The organism is Dyadobacter flavalbus, from assembly GCF_006149045.1.
GTDB lineage: Bacteria > Bacteroidota > Bacteroidia > Cytophagales > Spirosomataceae > Dyadobacter > Dyadobacter flavalbus.
This window is the reverse complement of record NZ_VBSN01000027.1, coordinates 23,026-36,585: the sequence shown is the minus strand read 5'-3', so window position 1 is coordinate 36,585 and position 13,560 is coordinate 23,026. Positions and strand designations below refer to the sequence as shown.

Here is a 13,560-nt window from a genome sequence, read left to right as displayed (position 1 = left end):
GACGTACACATTGGATGTTGTTACAAAGAAAAAAAGTAATTTTGACCATATAAGTACCAATCAGCACAGCACAAATGAATCAGAAAGAGTTTTTAGAATCGTTGGTTTGTCCGCTTACAGGAACCGCACTGAAAATTGCAGAAGACGGAAAAACACTCACGAGCGAAGACGGCACCATATATGAAGTAGGCGAAACGGGCATTGTCAATATGCTTTATCCCAAGGAATTACTGCCCGAAGATGCGCGTGAACAATATCTTTACGATCAGGCTTTTCTTCGCTACGACAGAGGTGTTTCCTGGGTTTTCGAAACGTTGAACCATTCGGATGAAGCTGCGACAAGAAAATCCTTTATTGATCTGATGGAGCTGAAACCCGGTATGAAGGCGCTGGAAGTCGGTGCCGGAACGGGCAAGGATTCTGCCCTCATTCTTGATAAAATCAGGCCGGGCGGCACAGCAGTACTTTCCGACCTTTCACCGAACATGCTGAAAAGAGCGCGGGAAAAACTTTCTGCCGAAGACGTAAATGTTCATTATTTTCTGGGCAACGGCTCTTACCTTCCGTTTCCCGACGATACTTTCGACGCTGTTTTCCATTTTGGCGGAATCAACACTTTTTCGGAGCGGAAAAGGGCTTTTGACGAACTTACACGCGTTGTCCGCCCCGGCGGAAAAGTGGTTGTAGGCGATGAAAGCGTCGCGCCGTGGTTACGCAATACACCGACTTATGCTACTTTACTGAAAGCAAATCCGCTTTTCCGCGCCGAGGTTCCGATTGAAGACGTTCCCGCCAATGTGGAGAATTTCAAACTGCATTACGTTTTCGGAAATGCTTTTTATGTAATGGAATACAGGGTTACGGCCAAAGCGCCCGAAGTGGATGTCGATTTGCCGATCCCCGGAAAAGATTTCGTGGATACCTGGCGGCTGCGCGCTGAAAAGGCGGTTGATTAATCAGTAACATTCATATTTATGTGGGTTAAAAAAGGAGTAATATACAAGCCTGACGGGAGTATGCCGCATAGCCTTTCGCATGCACAGGTTCCGTTTGCATATAAACACAAAGATTTTCTTCGCATTTATTTTTCTTCCCGTGACGAAAAAGGCCAGTCGCGGCCTACGTTTCTGGATGTGGATTATGACGACCCCAAAAAGATCCTTTACATTCATGACAAACCTGTTCTGGAACTGGGCGGGCCGGGAGAATACGATGAAACCGGCGCCATGCCTTCGTGGTTTGTAAACAGGCCGAACGGCGATATCTGGCTGTATTATACCGGCTGGAACCGGACATGGAATTCTTACCGGCTTTCCATGGGACTGGCGGTCAGCCATGACGGCGGATTGTCTTTCAAAAAGATGTTTGCAGGCCCGATCATGGACAGAAGCATCCAGAACCCGATATGGGCAGCGCAGCCTTCCGTATTGATTGACGATGACGGCACCTGGCGCATGTGGTATATTTCAGGACATAAATGTGAATACATTCACGGCTATCCGGAACCTTATTACCGCGGACAGTCTGCAACGTCCAGAGACGGAATCCATTGGGAAATCAGTGACATTCCGACACTTGACTTTGATGATTTTCTGCATGCAGTGGGCAGGCCGAGCGTGTTCAGGGAAGAAGGAATTTATAAAATGTACTATTCGTACCGCCATACCCGCGATTACCGCACAGACCGGAACCAGAGTTACAGGCTTGGCTACGCAGAATCAAAAGACGGCACAAATTGGGAACGCAAAGATCATCTTGTGGGCATTGCCAAATCCGAGAACCCGGAAGATTTTGATTACCAGATGATCGATTATGCCAATTACTATGAACATAACGGTAAAAAATATCTGTTATATAACGGCAACGGTTTCGGAGCAGCAGGATTTGCCTATGCCGTTTGGGAAGATTAGTCTTTTGTAATTCTTTCAATTTAAACATCACTTGACGCGATCATATTATGAGCACACTTCAGGAACAATTCAATAGAGACGGATTTATCCTTCTGAGAAACTTTCTGGACAAGGAAGTGATCAACAACATATATCTTGACGCAAGAAAAATATTTGCAGCTCAGATCAGGCGGGTTACCGGAAAAACGGTGGATATTGACGACCGCGATGCATTTGAGAACGCCATGTTCGAATTTTTTGAGAAGGATTTCAATGCATTTGTCAATACCGGAAAAACGGTTCAGCATACCTTTTCACTACACCGCCTCGGCCTTGATCCCAAAATTGAAAACCTGCTGAAAGAAGTCGGCCTTTCCAATCCGATCATCGGCGCACGCGCTGCCATGCAGTTCAACAGCCGGTTTTTGTCAAAAGACGGCAGCAAGCACTGGAAACTGGACGCGCATCAGGACTGGCGTACCGGACAGGGATCGCTGGATAGTGCCGTAATCTGGTTTCCGATGGTGGATGCCGGAGCGGATATCGGTGCATTGCAGGTGATTCCGGGAAGCCACAAAAGCGGTCTGCAGGAATCTTCCACGTCGGGTTATCAGGGTGGTATTACGGCTCAGTTAAAAGAAGAGGATTTTGTTCAGACGGAGTTCAAAGTTGGTGATATTCTCATTTTTTCTGCGTTTTTGATACATCAGTCCGGAAACAATATCACCCGCAACATCCGCTGGTCGGTGCAGCTGCGTTACAATAACCTGGACGAGCCGACATTCATCGAAAGAGGCTATCCGATGGCTTACATTTACAAGCCGGAAACGGAACTTGTAACGCCCGGTTTTCCGAGCGTAGCGCAATTGAACGAGGTTTTCAGTACCGAAACCTTGTCCTGATGAAAGTGTCCGTTTGCGTACCGGCTTACAATCATGAAAAGTACATAGCACAAATGCTGGACGGCGTGTTGATGCAGCAAACCAGCTTTCCTTTTGAAATTGTAATTGGAGACGATGCCTCAACGGACGCTACTCCGGCCATTGTCCGAAAATACATGCAGAAAAACCCGGGCCGGATCCGGGCTTTTCTGCATTCCGAAAATCAGGGCCCGAAAGAACCAAGAGAATTTGCAGGCCGCAATAACGTTCTGCAGCTACTGAAAGCCTGCAAGGGTGAGTACGTGGCCATGTGCGAAGGCGACGATTACTGGACCGATCCTTTAAAGCTGCAAAAGCAAGTCGATTTTATGGATGCGAATCGCGATTTTGCCATTTGCCATCACAATGTAACGGTGATTTACGAAGACGGTTCGGTGTCGCATTTGTTCAATAATCCGGAACAGAAGCTGATTTCCACTATTGAAGATATTCTGGAAGATAAATGGTTTATGGCTACGGCAAGCTGGCTTTACCGCAACTATTTTTTAACCAATGACTTTGCCGACTGGCATGCAAAAGCCGCTGCCGGTGACTGGGCCGTCGCTATTCAGCTTGCTGCACATGGAAAAATCAGATATTTGCCGGAAGTAATGGGCGTATACAGAAAGCACAGTGCCGGTTTGAGCAACGTGCATTCGCGGGACAATAGGGATTATTTAAAAAACAGAAGAGAGATGTTTGAAAACGTCGGCCAATGGCTGGAAAATCGTCACAGCAACACCATTTCCAAAACGCTGGCACAATATGACGAGCAACTCTCCCAACCGGAAAAAATTGGCAGTTAAAATTAATAATCTTTAATTTGTACTGTTTTCACCATTTTACATCTATGAAGCTAAGCATCGTAATACCAGCATATAACGAAGAAGAATCCATAACACACACGCTGACTTCCCTGCATAATACATTAAATAAGTACAATATTCCCCACGAAATCTGTGTAACAAACGACAATTCCAAAGACGGAACGCTCAGGGTGCTGGATGAGCTTTCTGTTCAGATCCCTACTCTGGTTTATTATACGAATCCGGGTCCGAACGGGTTTGGTTATGCCGTAAGATATGGCCTTGAACGCTTTAAAGGCGACTGTGTTGCGGTATTTATGGCGGATATGTCCGATGATCCGGAAGATCTTGCAAAGTATTATTTCAAAATGCTGGAAGGAGATTATGACTGTGTTTTCGGATCACGCTGGGAAAAAGGCGGCAAAGTCGTTGATTATCCGGCTTTGAAGAAAGTAATCAACCGGGTTGCCAATTTTATAGTCCGTATTGTTATGGGTATCAAATACAACGATACTACAAACGCCTTCAAATTGTATAAAAGAGAAACGATTGAAGGAATAAAGCCTTTTTTATCGCCTCATTTCAACCTTACGATTGAACTTCCGCTGAAAGCGATGGTTCGCGGTTACAACTACGCCGTGGTTCCAAACAGCTGGACAAACAGGAAGTATGGCGTTTCCAAGCTGAAAATCAAAGAAATGGGAAGCCGGTATTTCTTTATATTAATGTATTGCCTTATTGAAAAATACTTTTCGCAAGGAGATTTTATGAAGAAAAACGCTGCTCCGAAGAAAGAAGTCAGCCGCTGAAACAAGTTATTTTATTTGATCCATTCCTGGACAAACGTCATTTTGTGGGCTATGTAGGAAATCGCAAGTCCCCAGAGAAGCGCGCTGGAAGTCATCCATAAGAAAATAGATGCTCTTGGCACGCGGAAAGCAACGGCCAGAATGGGTCCGAAAAGCGGTGTAAATAACGGCGGCGTCAGGAAAGCAATTCCTATAATCCCGAATTTCTGCCAGATATTAACGGCAAGACGTGTTGTCTTTGTGAATCTTTTCGGTTGCGATTTCCGGTTTTTTTTGATCAGTTCCTGAATGCCGCTTCCGAGATAGGTAAGCACCAGTACGCTGAACATCATTCCGGCGGCAGAGCACAAGGCCGTTTCAATCCAGCCCAGTTTGAGAATAACGCCGGTAATGGGTCCTCCGAAAAATTTAAGCGTACTCGCAAGCGCAACCGACAAGTATTTAAGAGCAATTGTTTTCATTTACACTTTCACCTGAATCATATCAGAAGCAAAACGTCTGGTTTCTTCGTTTGTTTGAACGTAGTCAAAATAAGAAGGATCAGATACAAACGCTATTTTGGCAACGCTCTCGATAATGACATCCGAAATTTCAAGAAACCCGATTTTATCCAGAAGAAAAGCCTCTACTGCAATTTCATTGGCCGCATTGACAATGCAGGCCGCATTTCCGCCTTTTTCCAGTACTTCGTAGGCAATGGCAAGGTTCCTGAACGTTTCCAGATCGGGTTTTTCAAAGGAAAGCGAAGGATAATCCGTAAAGTTGAAACGCGGAAAAGCAGATTTTACGCGCGTCGGATAATTCAGGGCATACTGGATCGGAAGTTTCATATCCGGCAAACCCATTTGCGCCTTCATGCTGCCGTCTTCAAACTGTACAAGCGAATGGATAATGCTTTGCGGATGAACGATCACGTCTATTTGTCCGGCTTCCAGATCAAACAACCATTTTGCCTCGATTACTTCCAGCCCTTTGTTCATCAAGGTTGCGGAATCAATCGTTATTTTAGCGCCCATTGTCCAGTTCGGATGTTTAAGCGCCTGCTGTTTGGTCACATTGGCCAGAAATGATTTATCTTTTCCCCGGAACGGTCCGCCGGATGCAGTCAGGATTATTTTTTCAACCGGATTTTCGTCTTCTCCGACAAGGCACTGGAAAATAGCCGAGTGCTCCGAATCCACCGGATAAATATTCACTTTATACTGTTTTGCCAGATTTGTGATCAGTTCGCCCGCAACAACCAGCGTTTCCTTATTTGCCAGCGCAATGTCTTTTCCGGCTTTAATGGCATGAATCGTAGGCAAAAGACCGGCATAGCCGACCATTGCCGTCAGAACAATGTCAATAGAATCGGATTCCACGACGGAAACCAGCGCAGAAGCACCAGCATGAACTTTAACGGAAAAAGAGGATAAGGCGCTTTTAACCTTTTCATAATGCTTTTCGTTGCCGATCACAACTTCCAGCGGACGGAATTTTATGGCCTGCTCAATCAGCAAATCGGCATTATCCTGCGCAGTCAGAACGGATACAGAAAAAATCTGGGGATTTGCTTCAATTACTTCCAGTGTTTGGGTACCAATGGAGCCGGTTGAACCTAAAATAGCTATTCTCTTCTTCATCTTACATTTTCACTTTAAAGATCCGTTTCAGGACCGGTTCATTTTCAGCAGTTCATCCGCTATTTTACGATCGTTGGACAATCTTGGCACTTTGTTCTGTCCTCCCAGCTTTCCGTTTGCCCGCATATAATTTATAAAAGCATTCTTGCGCAGCGGCACCAGTTCGAGCGGACGCAGAATATTGCCTTTGATCAGATCCTGATAATAGATATTAAGTTCTGTCAGCCGCTGATTAATGTCCCGGGCAAATTGCTCTTTGTTATTTGGCATTGCTGCAAATTCAACAAGCCATTCATGATAAGGAAGTCCGCCATTATCGGAATTTACCATTGGAGCTACTGTAAATTCCACAACTTCCGTTTCGGGATGGCGTTCCATTGCGTAGCGCAGTGCTTTTTCAATTTCCTCGCCGATCACATGCTCGCCGAAAGCGGAAATGAAATGTTTGATCCGGCCGGTTACAAGTATTTTGTACGGATTTGTTGAAACAAATCGGACCGTATCGCCAAGCGAATAACCCCACAATCCGGCATTATTGTTGATAATAACGGCGTAATTACGGCCAATTTCTACTTCTCCGATTGATAACCTTTTGGGATTTTCGTCAAAAAAGTTTTCAGCAGGAATAAATTCATAGAAAATTCCGGTATCCAGCAGCAAAAGCAGACTTTCATCTTCCTGCGAATTCTGATAGGCAAGAAAACCTTCCGAAGCCGGGTACAGTTCAATGGAATCGATCCGCTTTCCGATGGATTCGAAAAGTTTGGCTTTGTACGGTTCAAAGTTGACGCCGCCGTAAATGAACAGTGAAAAATCCGGAAAAACATCTTTGATCTTTTTTCCGGTCCGTTCGGTGATCCTGTCAAAGTACATCTGAACCCAAGGCGGAATGCCCGAAATCAGCGACATGGGCTGCTGCAATGTTTCGTCAATGATTTTGTCCAGCTTCAGTTCCCAGTCTTCAATGCAGTTGGTTTCGTAGCTTGGCATCTGGTTGGAGCGCAGATAGCCCGGAACATGATGATTGGAAATACCTGACAAACGGCCTGTCAGTACGCCGCCGGTTTCTGTCAGGACAGGGCTGCCGGAAAGGAAAATCAGCTTTTTATCCAGGAATTCTGCCTTTCCGGTTTCTGCAATATACGTCAGAATGGCATTACGGGCAGAATTGATGTGATTGGAAATGGAATCCTTTGAAATCGGGATGTATTTTGTGCCTGAAGTAGTACCTGACGTTTTGGCAAAATACAAAGGCTTGTCAGGCCACAGCACATTGCTTTCTCCCGTTTTGATTTTCTCAATGTATCCTTTCAGGTCTTCGTAATCACTGACCGGAACAGCTTCCTTAAAATCTGAATAAGAGTGGATATCCCTGAAAAAATGGTCTTTTCCGAACTGTGTATCGGCGGCTTTTGATACCAGCTGCTTTCTCCATTTTTCCTGAACTTCAAGACTTCTTGCGATCCATTCCTGCTGTTGACGTACAATATACCGAGCCAGCGGCTCACTTAAAAGTGCTCTGATTCCCATAGTGAAAACAAAGGTACACAGGATTTGTAAATTCTATTCTACATGCAGGTTTAAGGGCCATTTATGGCCTGAAAACCACGCAATACCGAAATTTTTTAAATGCCTTTGTTTGTGGGTAATTATCTGTAATTTTGCCATTCTGAAATCAAAGTGAGCGAAAATTTTAATAAAATATATGGGATTGTTTGATTTTTTGACTAGCGATATAGCAATAGATTTGGGTACTGCGAATACTTTGATCATTCATAAAGATACAGTAGTTGTTGACGAGCCTTCCATTATTGCAATGGATAAAACCACCGGAAAAGTGCTGGCGATCGGACATACGGCTATGCAGATGCATGAAAAAACAAATGAAAATATCAAAACAATCCGTCCGTTAAAAGATGGTGTAATTGCCGATTTTACTGCTGCGGAAATGATGATCCGCGGAATGATCAAAATGATCGATACCGGAAACCGTTTTTTTACACCTTCGCACCGCATGGTTGTTTGTATTCCTTCCGGCATTACCGAAGTTGAAAAGCGGGCTGTTAAAGATTCCTGCGAGCATGCAGGTGCCAAAGAGGTTTATATGGTTCACGAACCGATTGCAGCCGCGATCGGTATCGGCATAGATATTACGCAGCCTAACGGCGTTATGATTGTAGATATCGGCGGCGGTACTACGGAAATTGCGGTTATTGCACTGTCGGGTATTGTCTGCGAACAGTCCGTACGCATTGCGGGCGACGTTTTTACCAGAGACATTGTGGATTACATGCGCCGCGAGCACAACCTTCTGATCGGTGAACGCTCGGCAGAGTTGATCAAGATGGCAATCGGTTCGGCTTCTCCCGAACTGGAAATCCCGCTGGACGATTATCAGATACGCGGACGTGACCTTATGACAGGAATTCCGAAGGAAATCAGGGTTACATACAGTGAAATCGCTTATTCGCTCGACAAATCGATTTCAAAAATTGAGGAAGGCGTTATGAAAGCGCTCGAAATATCTCCTCCCGAGCTTTCAGCCGATATTTTCAAAAACGGCATTTACCTTACCGGCGGCGGAGCCTTGATTCATGGCCTCGACAAGCGTATTGCCCAGAAAACCAAACTGCCTGTTCACATTGCGGATGACCCTTTGAAAGCGGTTGTAAAAGGAACCGGTGAAGTCCTTAAAAATCTTGAATTATATAAACCCGTACTGATTTCGTAGTATTGGATCGTTCACAGTTTATCCGTTGAAAAATAAGTATATTTTTGATTGATGAACTGCGTGTGAACATTTTAGCCCATGCTCCAACTCGTTGATTTCGTAGTCCGGAATCGTTTTTTCCTGGTTTTTGTTTTGCTGGAAGTACTCAGTGTATGGCTTATCGTGCGCAGCAATTCGTACTGGGGCGCCACTTATTTCAATACTTCCAATTATTATGTAGCCAAAACACTGGCATTTTCCAATTCTGCCAAGGAATACACCCGGCTGGACGAAGTGAATGCGGATCTTGCCAATGAAAATGCAAGGCTGCACGCGCTTGTAACAAAACTGAACCAGACCAATTCCGCTGATGCACCGGCCGGCTATGTTCCGGATTCGGCATTTGCAGCACGTTTTACTTACACGGTTGCAAAAGTTGTGGACAATGAAACGAACAAGACCAACAATGTACTTACCATTGACAAAGGAACTGCAAATGGCATCCAACCCGGCATGGGCGTCATTTCTGCAACCGGCGTTGTAGGCAAAGTCAGGTTCTGCTCGGAAAATTTTTCGCTGGTCACGTCCATTCTGCATTCCCAGTTCATGGTTTCGTCCAAGCTGGTCCGCAGCAATGAAATCGGATATGCAAAATGGCCGGGCAAAGATCCGAATTTCATAGACATGGTCGATGTTTCCAAGTATACCAAAGTCTACAAAGGTGACTCGGCGGTAACATCCGATCAGAACTCTGTTTTTCCGCCGGGGATCATGGTTGGAAGAGTGGAAAGCATAGCGGTTCATCCGAACCAGACTTTTTACAATATCATACTGCGCCTGTCTACCGATTTCAGGAACCTTTCATACGTTTATGTGGTACAAAATCAACAACTTGGGGAGCAGGAAAATCTTAAAGCACGTACAATAGAACGCAGATGAGCTTACGCGAGGCCATACAATATTTCTTAATGATCCTGCTGTATTTGTTTTTGCAGATCTTTTTCTTGCGGAATATGGTGGCTTTCAATTATGCATTCTGTTTCATTTACATAGCCGGTGTCCTGCTTCTTCCTGCCGATACGGACAGAATGTATCTTTTGCTGATCGGCTTTGCAATCGGATTCACTGTCGATGTTTTTTCCAATACTTTCGGAATGCATGCCTCAGCAACAGTACTTATTGCGTACCTGCGTCCGTTCCTTATTCACTATCAAATGAAGTCGCGAGGTGCGGAACGTGCGGAAGTCGGTATCCGCGCGCAGGGTTTCGGTGCCTTTCTCGGATATATTTTCCCGCTTGTACTTCTGCATCATGCCGTGCTGTTTTTTATAGAGATGAATTATTTTGGAATGATCCTTTATACTTTGATAAGAATCGGCGCAAGTACCCTCTTTACAACCCTACTGATAATTTTACTGGAACTTTTTTCCAAACGATAGTATGACATTTTGACGCGATTAAGTTTTTGGCTCGGAATTTGATGTTTATACATGTAATTGCGATAGGAAGCTACCCGGTCTGGAATGTTATTAAAGTAGTGGTTCCGATTCCTTTGATTTTATCGTGAAATACTGGCTGTAAAAAGCTTCAAAGAGCCATTTATCAAATTTAATTTGTACCATTTGGAGCTGTTGTTAATCTTTGTAAATTCAGCATTCCTATGTTAGTTGCCATGTCAGAAACGCTCACGACTAATGAATACACGGATGATCTTCGATATGAAGTATTTAACCGCGAGTTCATGCCACACATTGATTCCATGTACAACTTCGCATTTCGTCTTACCATGGATGAAGACGATGCAAATGATCTTGTTCAGGACACATACCTGAAAGCTTTTCGTTTTATTTCATCTTTTGAGCAGGGAACCAATGCGAAAGCGTGGCTTTTCAGAATTTTGAAAAACAGCTTTATCAACGATTATCGTAAAAAAAGCAAAGAGCCATCCAAAGTAGATTATCAGGAAGTTGAAACCACTTATAATTCGGAAGAAGCATCTGACACAACTTACACCGTAGATCTGCGTGCCGATGCTGTACAGGAACTGATCGGCGATGAAGTTGCAAATGCACTGAATTCCTTGCCGGTTGATTTCAGGACAGTTATTATTCTGTGTGACATTGAAGGTTTTACTTACGAGGAAATGGCCAAGATTCTGGACATTCCGATCGGTACGGTGAGGTCCAGGTTACACCGTGCGCGTAATCTTCTGAAAGAAAAATTAAAGAGTTATGCGAGTTCCATGGGATATGATTCATAGGTTGTGAAACTTTTTTTATAACCTATTCGGTTATAGGGTACAACTGTACATATTCCATATTCTATTTTTTCATTTAAAAGATGAACGCATCTCTTACTACGCCTTCTGTTACAGAAGAAGCGCAAAAACAAACCATGAAGCATACATGTGAGCATCATGCCGAATGCATGAAGGTCATTCAGGCTATACTGGATGATGAAGCCACAGATGCTGAAAAAGAACATTTCCGCACAAACATGGATAAGTGTATTCCTTGTATTGAATCGTATCGTTTAGAAAAATGCATTAAGGATTCGCTCAACTTAAAAATCCAAAAGAAACCTTGTCCGCAAAGTATTCTGGACACCATTATTTCAAAAATAAACAGTTAATTCTGTTCGTGTGAAAGGCAAGCTTATCATATTTTCTGCTCCTTCCGGCTCTGGAAAAACAACCATTGTACGGCATCTTTTAAATAAATACACCACTCAACTTGCATTCTCTGTTTCTGCCTGTACACGCACAAAGCGCACATATGAAGTGGATGGAAAGGATTACTACTTTCTGACACTTTCCGATTTCAGGAAAAAAATCGCAGAAGACCAGTTTGCGGAATGGGAAGAAGTGTATGCCGGCAATTACTACGGAACATTGAAAGCCGAGATACAAAGGCTCTGGGATGAAGGCAAGCATGTGGTTTTTGATGTGGATGTGAAAGGCGGACTGAAGCTGAAAGAAGCTTATGGTGAAAACGCGCTTGCTGTTTTTGTAAAAGTAACTTCCGAGGAAGAAATCAAACGGCGCCTGTCATTTCGCGGAACGGAAACACAGGAATCCCTTGAAACACGTCTTGCCAAAGTCCGCTACGAGCAAAGCTTTGAACACGAATTTGATATTGTTCTTGAAAATGATATGCTGGAAGAAACGCTTGAAAAAGCCGAAGAACTTGTCCAGGCATTTATCGCCCAATGATCCAAAAAATCAATCATGAAAATCGGTTTATTTTTTGGATCTTTTAATCCCATTCACATCGGTCATCTGATTATAGCCAACACCATGGCCACTTCTGCGGATCTGGAGCAAGTCTGGTTTGTCGTAAGCCCTCAGAACCCGTTCAAGAAAAATAACAGCCTGCTGCATGAATTTGACCGCTACGATCTGGTGCAAAGAGCGATCAGTGACAATTCAGCGCTGAAAGTAACGGATATTGAATTCCACATGCCCAAGCCAAGTTATACGATCGATACGCTGATCAGAATGCAGGAAAAATATCCGCAGCATGAATTCAGGCTGATTATCGGTGAAGATAACCTGGCGCAGTTTCCAAACTGGAAGAATCATGACAAGATCCTGGAATATACCGGCTTGCTCGTGTATCCGCGCCCGGATTCAAAAAAACATATTTTCGGAAATCATCCGGCTGTGAAATTTGTGGAAGCCCCATTACTGGATATTTCAGCAACTTACATCAGAAATTGTCTGAAAACCGGGAAATCCATCCGCTACATGGTTCCGGAACCGGTGGAACAGCTGATCAGGATCAAGAAATTTTATGTTTAATTACTACAAAGGGCGTGTCTGATAAGTGATTTCCGACAAAAGGCCGACTGCATTGAATTTCAGGATTACTTTTTCCGCATGCGATCTGGTTTTGATGTCATTGCACTGCTCTCCTTTTTCCAGAAAGTACACGTAGAATTTCAGGTTCCGCTCGCCTAACTGATGAATATCCGGCCTGCCGAGAATCTTTCCGATATCATCAGCAAATTTGCCTTTCAGCTCGTTCTGGACCGCTTTGAAATCCTTTTTAAGGCCCGAACGTACGTTATTGCATGCGCCGCGGTCATTGCGCCATTTTTCAAGATCCAGATTTCCCAGTTTGTCCGGCGGTGAAGAACATGCATGCATAAAAGTGATCAGCATGAAAGCGTAAATCAGGACATTGAATCTGGCCATATCAAATCTGAAAGTTAGTTTCTAAATATAAGGCGAAACTAAACATATAATCGTGAGTGAAAAAGATGTTTGATCGGATAAGTGCAATGTGTCCGAATCATCGTTGTAATTTGCAGGATTCAGTACTGTATTTTTTCTGATTTTTCACTTACAAAGCTATGAAATCTATATTGCTTGCTTTTGCCTTTTCAATATCTGCATTGCTGACGAATGCGCAAACGGGTGCTTTGCCGATAGACGGAACGGATTGCTCCAATCTGTTTTTTAAAGCATTGCTGGAAGAAGATGCGGGCAGCCTGAAAAACCTGGTTTCAGCCGATTTTACGGTTACTGATTTTCAGGGACAGACCATTAACGGCAACCAGTTTCAGGAAGCATTTTCACAAGGTATTATTGTAATAGAATCCGGCATGCTGTCCGGAACGATGACACGCACATACGGCAACGTGGCCGTTGTAACCGGGCGGTGGAACGTAAGTGCAAAGCTTGCAAACAACCGTTATCAGGGTGAAATGTCTTACATGTCCGTATGCGTCAAGTCCGGCGGCATCTGGAAAGTAACGGCGGTTCAGTTAACACCGGTCCGCTGAAAAGCATTATAAATGCAAA

At 44.1% G+C, this 13,560-nt stretch carries 17 protein-coding genes; 13 read left to right on the top strand and 4 right to left on the bottom strand.

Going from position 1 to position 13,560, the window contains the following annotated elements; all coding sequences use genetic code 11:
• Positions 1-74: 74 nt before the first annotated feature.
• Genes FEM33_RS05345 through FEM33_RS05325 form a run of 5 tightly spaced genes read left to right on the top strand, consistent with a single transcriptional unit; the run spans position 75 to position 4,424 of the window.
• On the top strand, positions 75-956 hold the full coding sequence (locus tag FEM33_RS05345) for a class I SAM-dependent methyltransferase (RefSeq protein WP_139011064.1): 882 nt from the start codon (positions 75-77) through the stop codon (positions 954-956).
• Positions 957-974: 18 nt separating this feature from the next.
• Positions 975-1,910: a glycoside hydrolase family protein gene (locus FEM33_RS05340; protein WP_139011063.1), complete on the top strand. Its 936-nt coding sequence runs from the start codon at positions 975-977 to the stop codon at positions 1,908-1,910.
• 47 nt (positions 1,911-1,957) lie between these two features.
• Complete coding sequence (locus FEM33_RS05335; protein WP_139011062.1) at positions 1,958-2,791, top strand: phytanoyl-CoA dioxygenase family protein; 834 nt, start codon at positions 1,958-1,960, stop codon at positions 2,789-2,791.
• The gene (locus FEM33_RS05330) at positions 2,791-3,615 is read left to right on the top strand and encodes a glycosyltransferase family 2 protein (RefSeq protein ID WP_139011061.1); all 825 of its coding nucleotides are present in this window, start codon (positions 2,791-2,793) and stop codon (positions 3,613-3,615) included. The genes FEM33_RS05335 and FEM33_RS05330 overlap by 1 nt, the downstream gene beginning before the upstream one ends.
• Before the next feature lie 44 nt (positions 3,616-3,659).
• Positions 3,660-4,424 carry a glycosyltransferase family 2 protein gene (locus FEM33_RS05325; RefSeq protein WP_139011060.1) on the top strand — a complete coding sequence of 255 codons (765 nt, stop codon included), beginning with the start codon at positions 3,660-3,662 and terminating at the stop codon, positions 4,422-4,424.
• Between the two features lie 11 nt (positions 4,425-4,435).
• Here FEM33_RS05325 and FEM33_RS05320 read toward each other — a convergent pair whose 3' ends face one another.
• Genes FEM33_RS05320 through FEM33_RS05310 form a run of 3 tightly spaced genes read right to left on the bottom strand, consistent with a single transcriptional unit; the run spans position 4,436 to position 7,576 of the window.
• On the bottom strand, positions 4,436-4,885 hold the full coding sequence (locus tag FEM33_RS05320) for a hypothetical protein (protein ID WP_138283867.1): 450 nt from the start codon (positions 4,883-4,885) through the stop codon (positions 4,436-4,438).
• Positions 4,886-6,046, bottom strand: coding sequence for a 1-deoxy-D-xylulose-5-phosphate reductoisomerase (locus tag FEM33_RS05315; RefSeq protein ID WP_139011059.1), 1,161 nt, complete (start codon positions 6,044-6,046; stop codon positions 4,886-4,888).
• Positions 6,047-6,073: 27 nt separating this feature from the next.
• Positions 6,074-7,576, bottom strand: a complete 1,503-nt coding sequence (locus FEM33_RS05310; protein ID WP_139011058.1) for a GH3 auxin-responsive promoter family protein — start codon at positions 7,574-7,576, stop codon at positions 6,074-6,076.
• Positions 7,577-7,751: 175 nt separating this feature from the next.
• Between FEM33_RS05310 and FEM33_RS05305 the strand changes: the two genes are divergently transcribed.
• The 7 genes from FEM33_RS05305 to nadD all read left to right on the top strand — a co-directional run bounded on the left by FEM33_RS05305 (position 7,752) and on the right by nadD (position 12,555).
• Complete coding sequence (locus FEM33_RS05305) at positions 7,752-8,777, top strand: rod shape-determining protein (RefSeq protein WP_138283870.1); 1,026 nt, start codon at positions 7,752-7,754, stop codon at positions 8,775-8,777.
• Positions 8,778-8,855: 78 nt separating this feature from the next.
• On the top strand, positions 8,856-9,695 hold the full coding sequence (gene mreC / locus FEM33_RS05300; RefSeq protein ID WP_139011057.1) for a rod shape-determining protein MreC: 840 nt from the start codon (positions 8,856-8,858) through the stop codon (positions 9,693-9,695).
• A complete protein-coding gene (locus tag FEM33_RS05295; RefSeq protein ID WP_139011056.1) occupies positions 9,692-10,195 on the top strand; it encodes a hypothetical protein in 504 nt (167 codons plus the stop codon). Before mreC ends, FEM33_RS05295 begins: the two co-directional genes overlap by 4 nt.
• Positions 10,196-10,416: 221 nt before the next feature.
• A complete protein-coding gene (locus tag FEM33_RS05290) occupies positions 10,417-11,016 on the top strand; it encodes a sigma-70 family RNA polymerase sigma factor (RefSeq protein ID WP_138283873.1) in 600 nt (199 codons plus the stop codon).
• A gap of 80 nt (positions 11,017-11,096) precedes the next feature.
• Positions 11,097-11,387, top strand: a complete 291-nt coding sequence (locus tag FEM33_RS05285) for a phosphohydrolase (RefSeq protein WP_171036644.1) — start codon at positions 11,097-11,099, stop codon at positions 11,385-11,387.
• A gap of 10 nt (positions 11,388-11,397) precedes the next feature.
• Positions 11,398-11,967: a guanylate kinase gene (gmk, locus tag FEM33_RS05280; RefSeq protein ID WP_139011055.1), complete on the top strand. Its 570-nt coding sequence runs from the start codon at positions 11,398-11,400 to the stop codon at positions 11,965-11,967.
• A gap of 15 nt (positions 11,968-11,982) precedes the next feature.
• Positions 11,983-12,555 (top strand): nicotinate (nicotinamide) nucleotide adenylyltransferase, encoded by a 573-nt coding sequence (nadD, locus tag FEM33_RS05275; RefSeq protein ID WP_139011054.1) that lies wholly within the window; start codon positions 11,983-11,985, stop codon positions 12,553-12,555.
• A gap of 3 nt (positions 12,556-12,558) precedes the next feature.
• On the opposite strand, the gene FEM33_RS05270 is transcribed toward nadD, so the two are convergent.
• A complete protein-coding gene (locus FEM33_RS05270) occupies positions 12,559-12,951 on the bottom strand; it encodes a hypothetical protein (protein WP_229214104.1) in 393 nt (130 codons plus the stop codon).
• 158 nt (positions 12,952-13,109) lie between these two features.
• Between FEM33_RS05270 and FEM33_RS05265 the strand changes: the two genes are divergently transcribed.
• Positions 13,110-13,541 carry a nuclear transport factor 2 family protein gene (locus FEM33_RS05265; RefSeq protein WP_139011053.1) on the top strand — a complete coding sequence of 144 codons (432 nt, stop codon included), beginning with the start codon at positions 13,110-13,112 and terminating at the stop codon, positions 13,539-13,541.
• Positions 13,542-13,560: the final 19 nt, after the last annotated feature.

Excerpts from the sequence above, each read along its gene's own strand:
- FEM33_RS05290 (WP_138283873.1), top strand. The coding sequence starts at position 10,417 with ATGTTAGTTGCCATGTCAGAAACGCTCACGACTAATGAATACACGGAT.
- FEM33_RS05270 (WP_229214104.1), bottom strand. The coding sequence starts at position 12,951 with ATGGCCAGATTCAATGTCCTGATTTACGCTTTCATGCTGATCACTTTT.
- FEM33_RS05305 (WP_138283870.1), top strand. The coding sequence starts at position 7,752 with ATGGGATTGTTTGATTTTTTGACTAGCGATATAGCAATAGATTTGGGT.
- mreC (WP_139011057.1), top strand. The coding sequence starts at position 8,856 with ATGCTCCAACTCGTTGATTTCGTAGTCCGGAATCGTTTTTTCCTGGTT.
- FEM33_RS05265 (WP_139011053.1), top strand. The coding sequence starts at position 13,110 with ATGAAATCTATATTGCTTGCTTTTGCCTTTTCAATATCTGCATTGCTG.
- FEM33_RS05295 (WP_139011056.1), top strand. The coding sequence starts at position 9,692 with ATGAGCTTACGCGAGGCCATACAATATTTCTTAATGATCCTGCTGTAT.
- FEM33_RS05340 (WP_139011063.1), top strand. The coding sequence starts at position 975 with ATGTGGGTTAAAAAAGGAGTAATATACAAGCCTGACGGGAGTATGCCG.
- FEM33_RS05325 (WP_139011060.1), top strand. The coding sequence starts at position 3,660 with ATGAAGCTAAGCATCGTAATACCAGCATATAACGAAGAAGAATCCATA.
- FEM33_RS05310 (WP_139011058.1), bottom strand. The coding sequence starts at position 7,576 with ATGGGAATCAGAGCACTTTTAAGTGAGCCGCTGGCTCGGTATATTGTA.
- nadD (WP_139011054.1), top strand. The coding sequence starts at position 11,983 with ATGAAAATCGGTTTATTTTTTGGATCTTTTAATCCCATTCACATCGGT.
- FEM33_RS05285 (WP_171036644.1), top strand. The coding sequence starts at position 11,097 with ATGAACGCATCTCTTACTACGCCTTCTGTTACAGAAGAAGCGCAAAAA.
- FEM33_RS05345 (WP_139011064.1), top strand. The coding sequence starts at position 75 with ATGAATCAGAAAGAGTTTTTAGAATCGTTGGTTTGTCCGCTTACAGGA.
- FEM33_RS05315 (WP_139011059.1), bottom strand. The coding sequence starts at position 6,046 with ATGAAGAAGAGAATAGCTATTTTAGGTTCAACCGGCTCCATTGGTACC.
- FEM33_RS05335 (WP_139011062.1), top strand. The coding sequence starts at position 1,958 with ATGAGCACACTTCAGGAACAATTCAATAGAGACGGATTTATCCTTCTG.
- FEM33_RS05330 (WP_139011061.1), top strand. The coding sequence starts at position 2,791 with ATGAAAGTGTCCGTTTGCGTACCGGCTTACAATCATGAAAAGTACATA.
- FEM33_RS05320 (WP_138283867.1), bottom strand. The coding sequence starts at position 4,885 with ATGAAAACAATTGCTCTTAAATACTTGTCGGTTGCGCTTGCGAGTACG.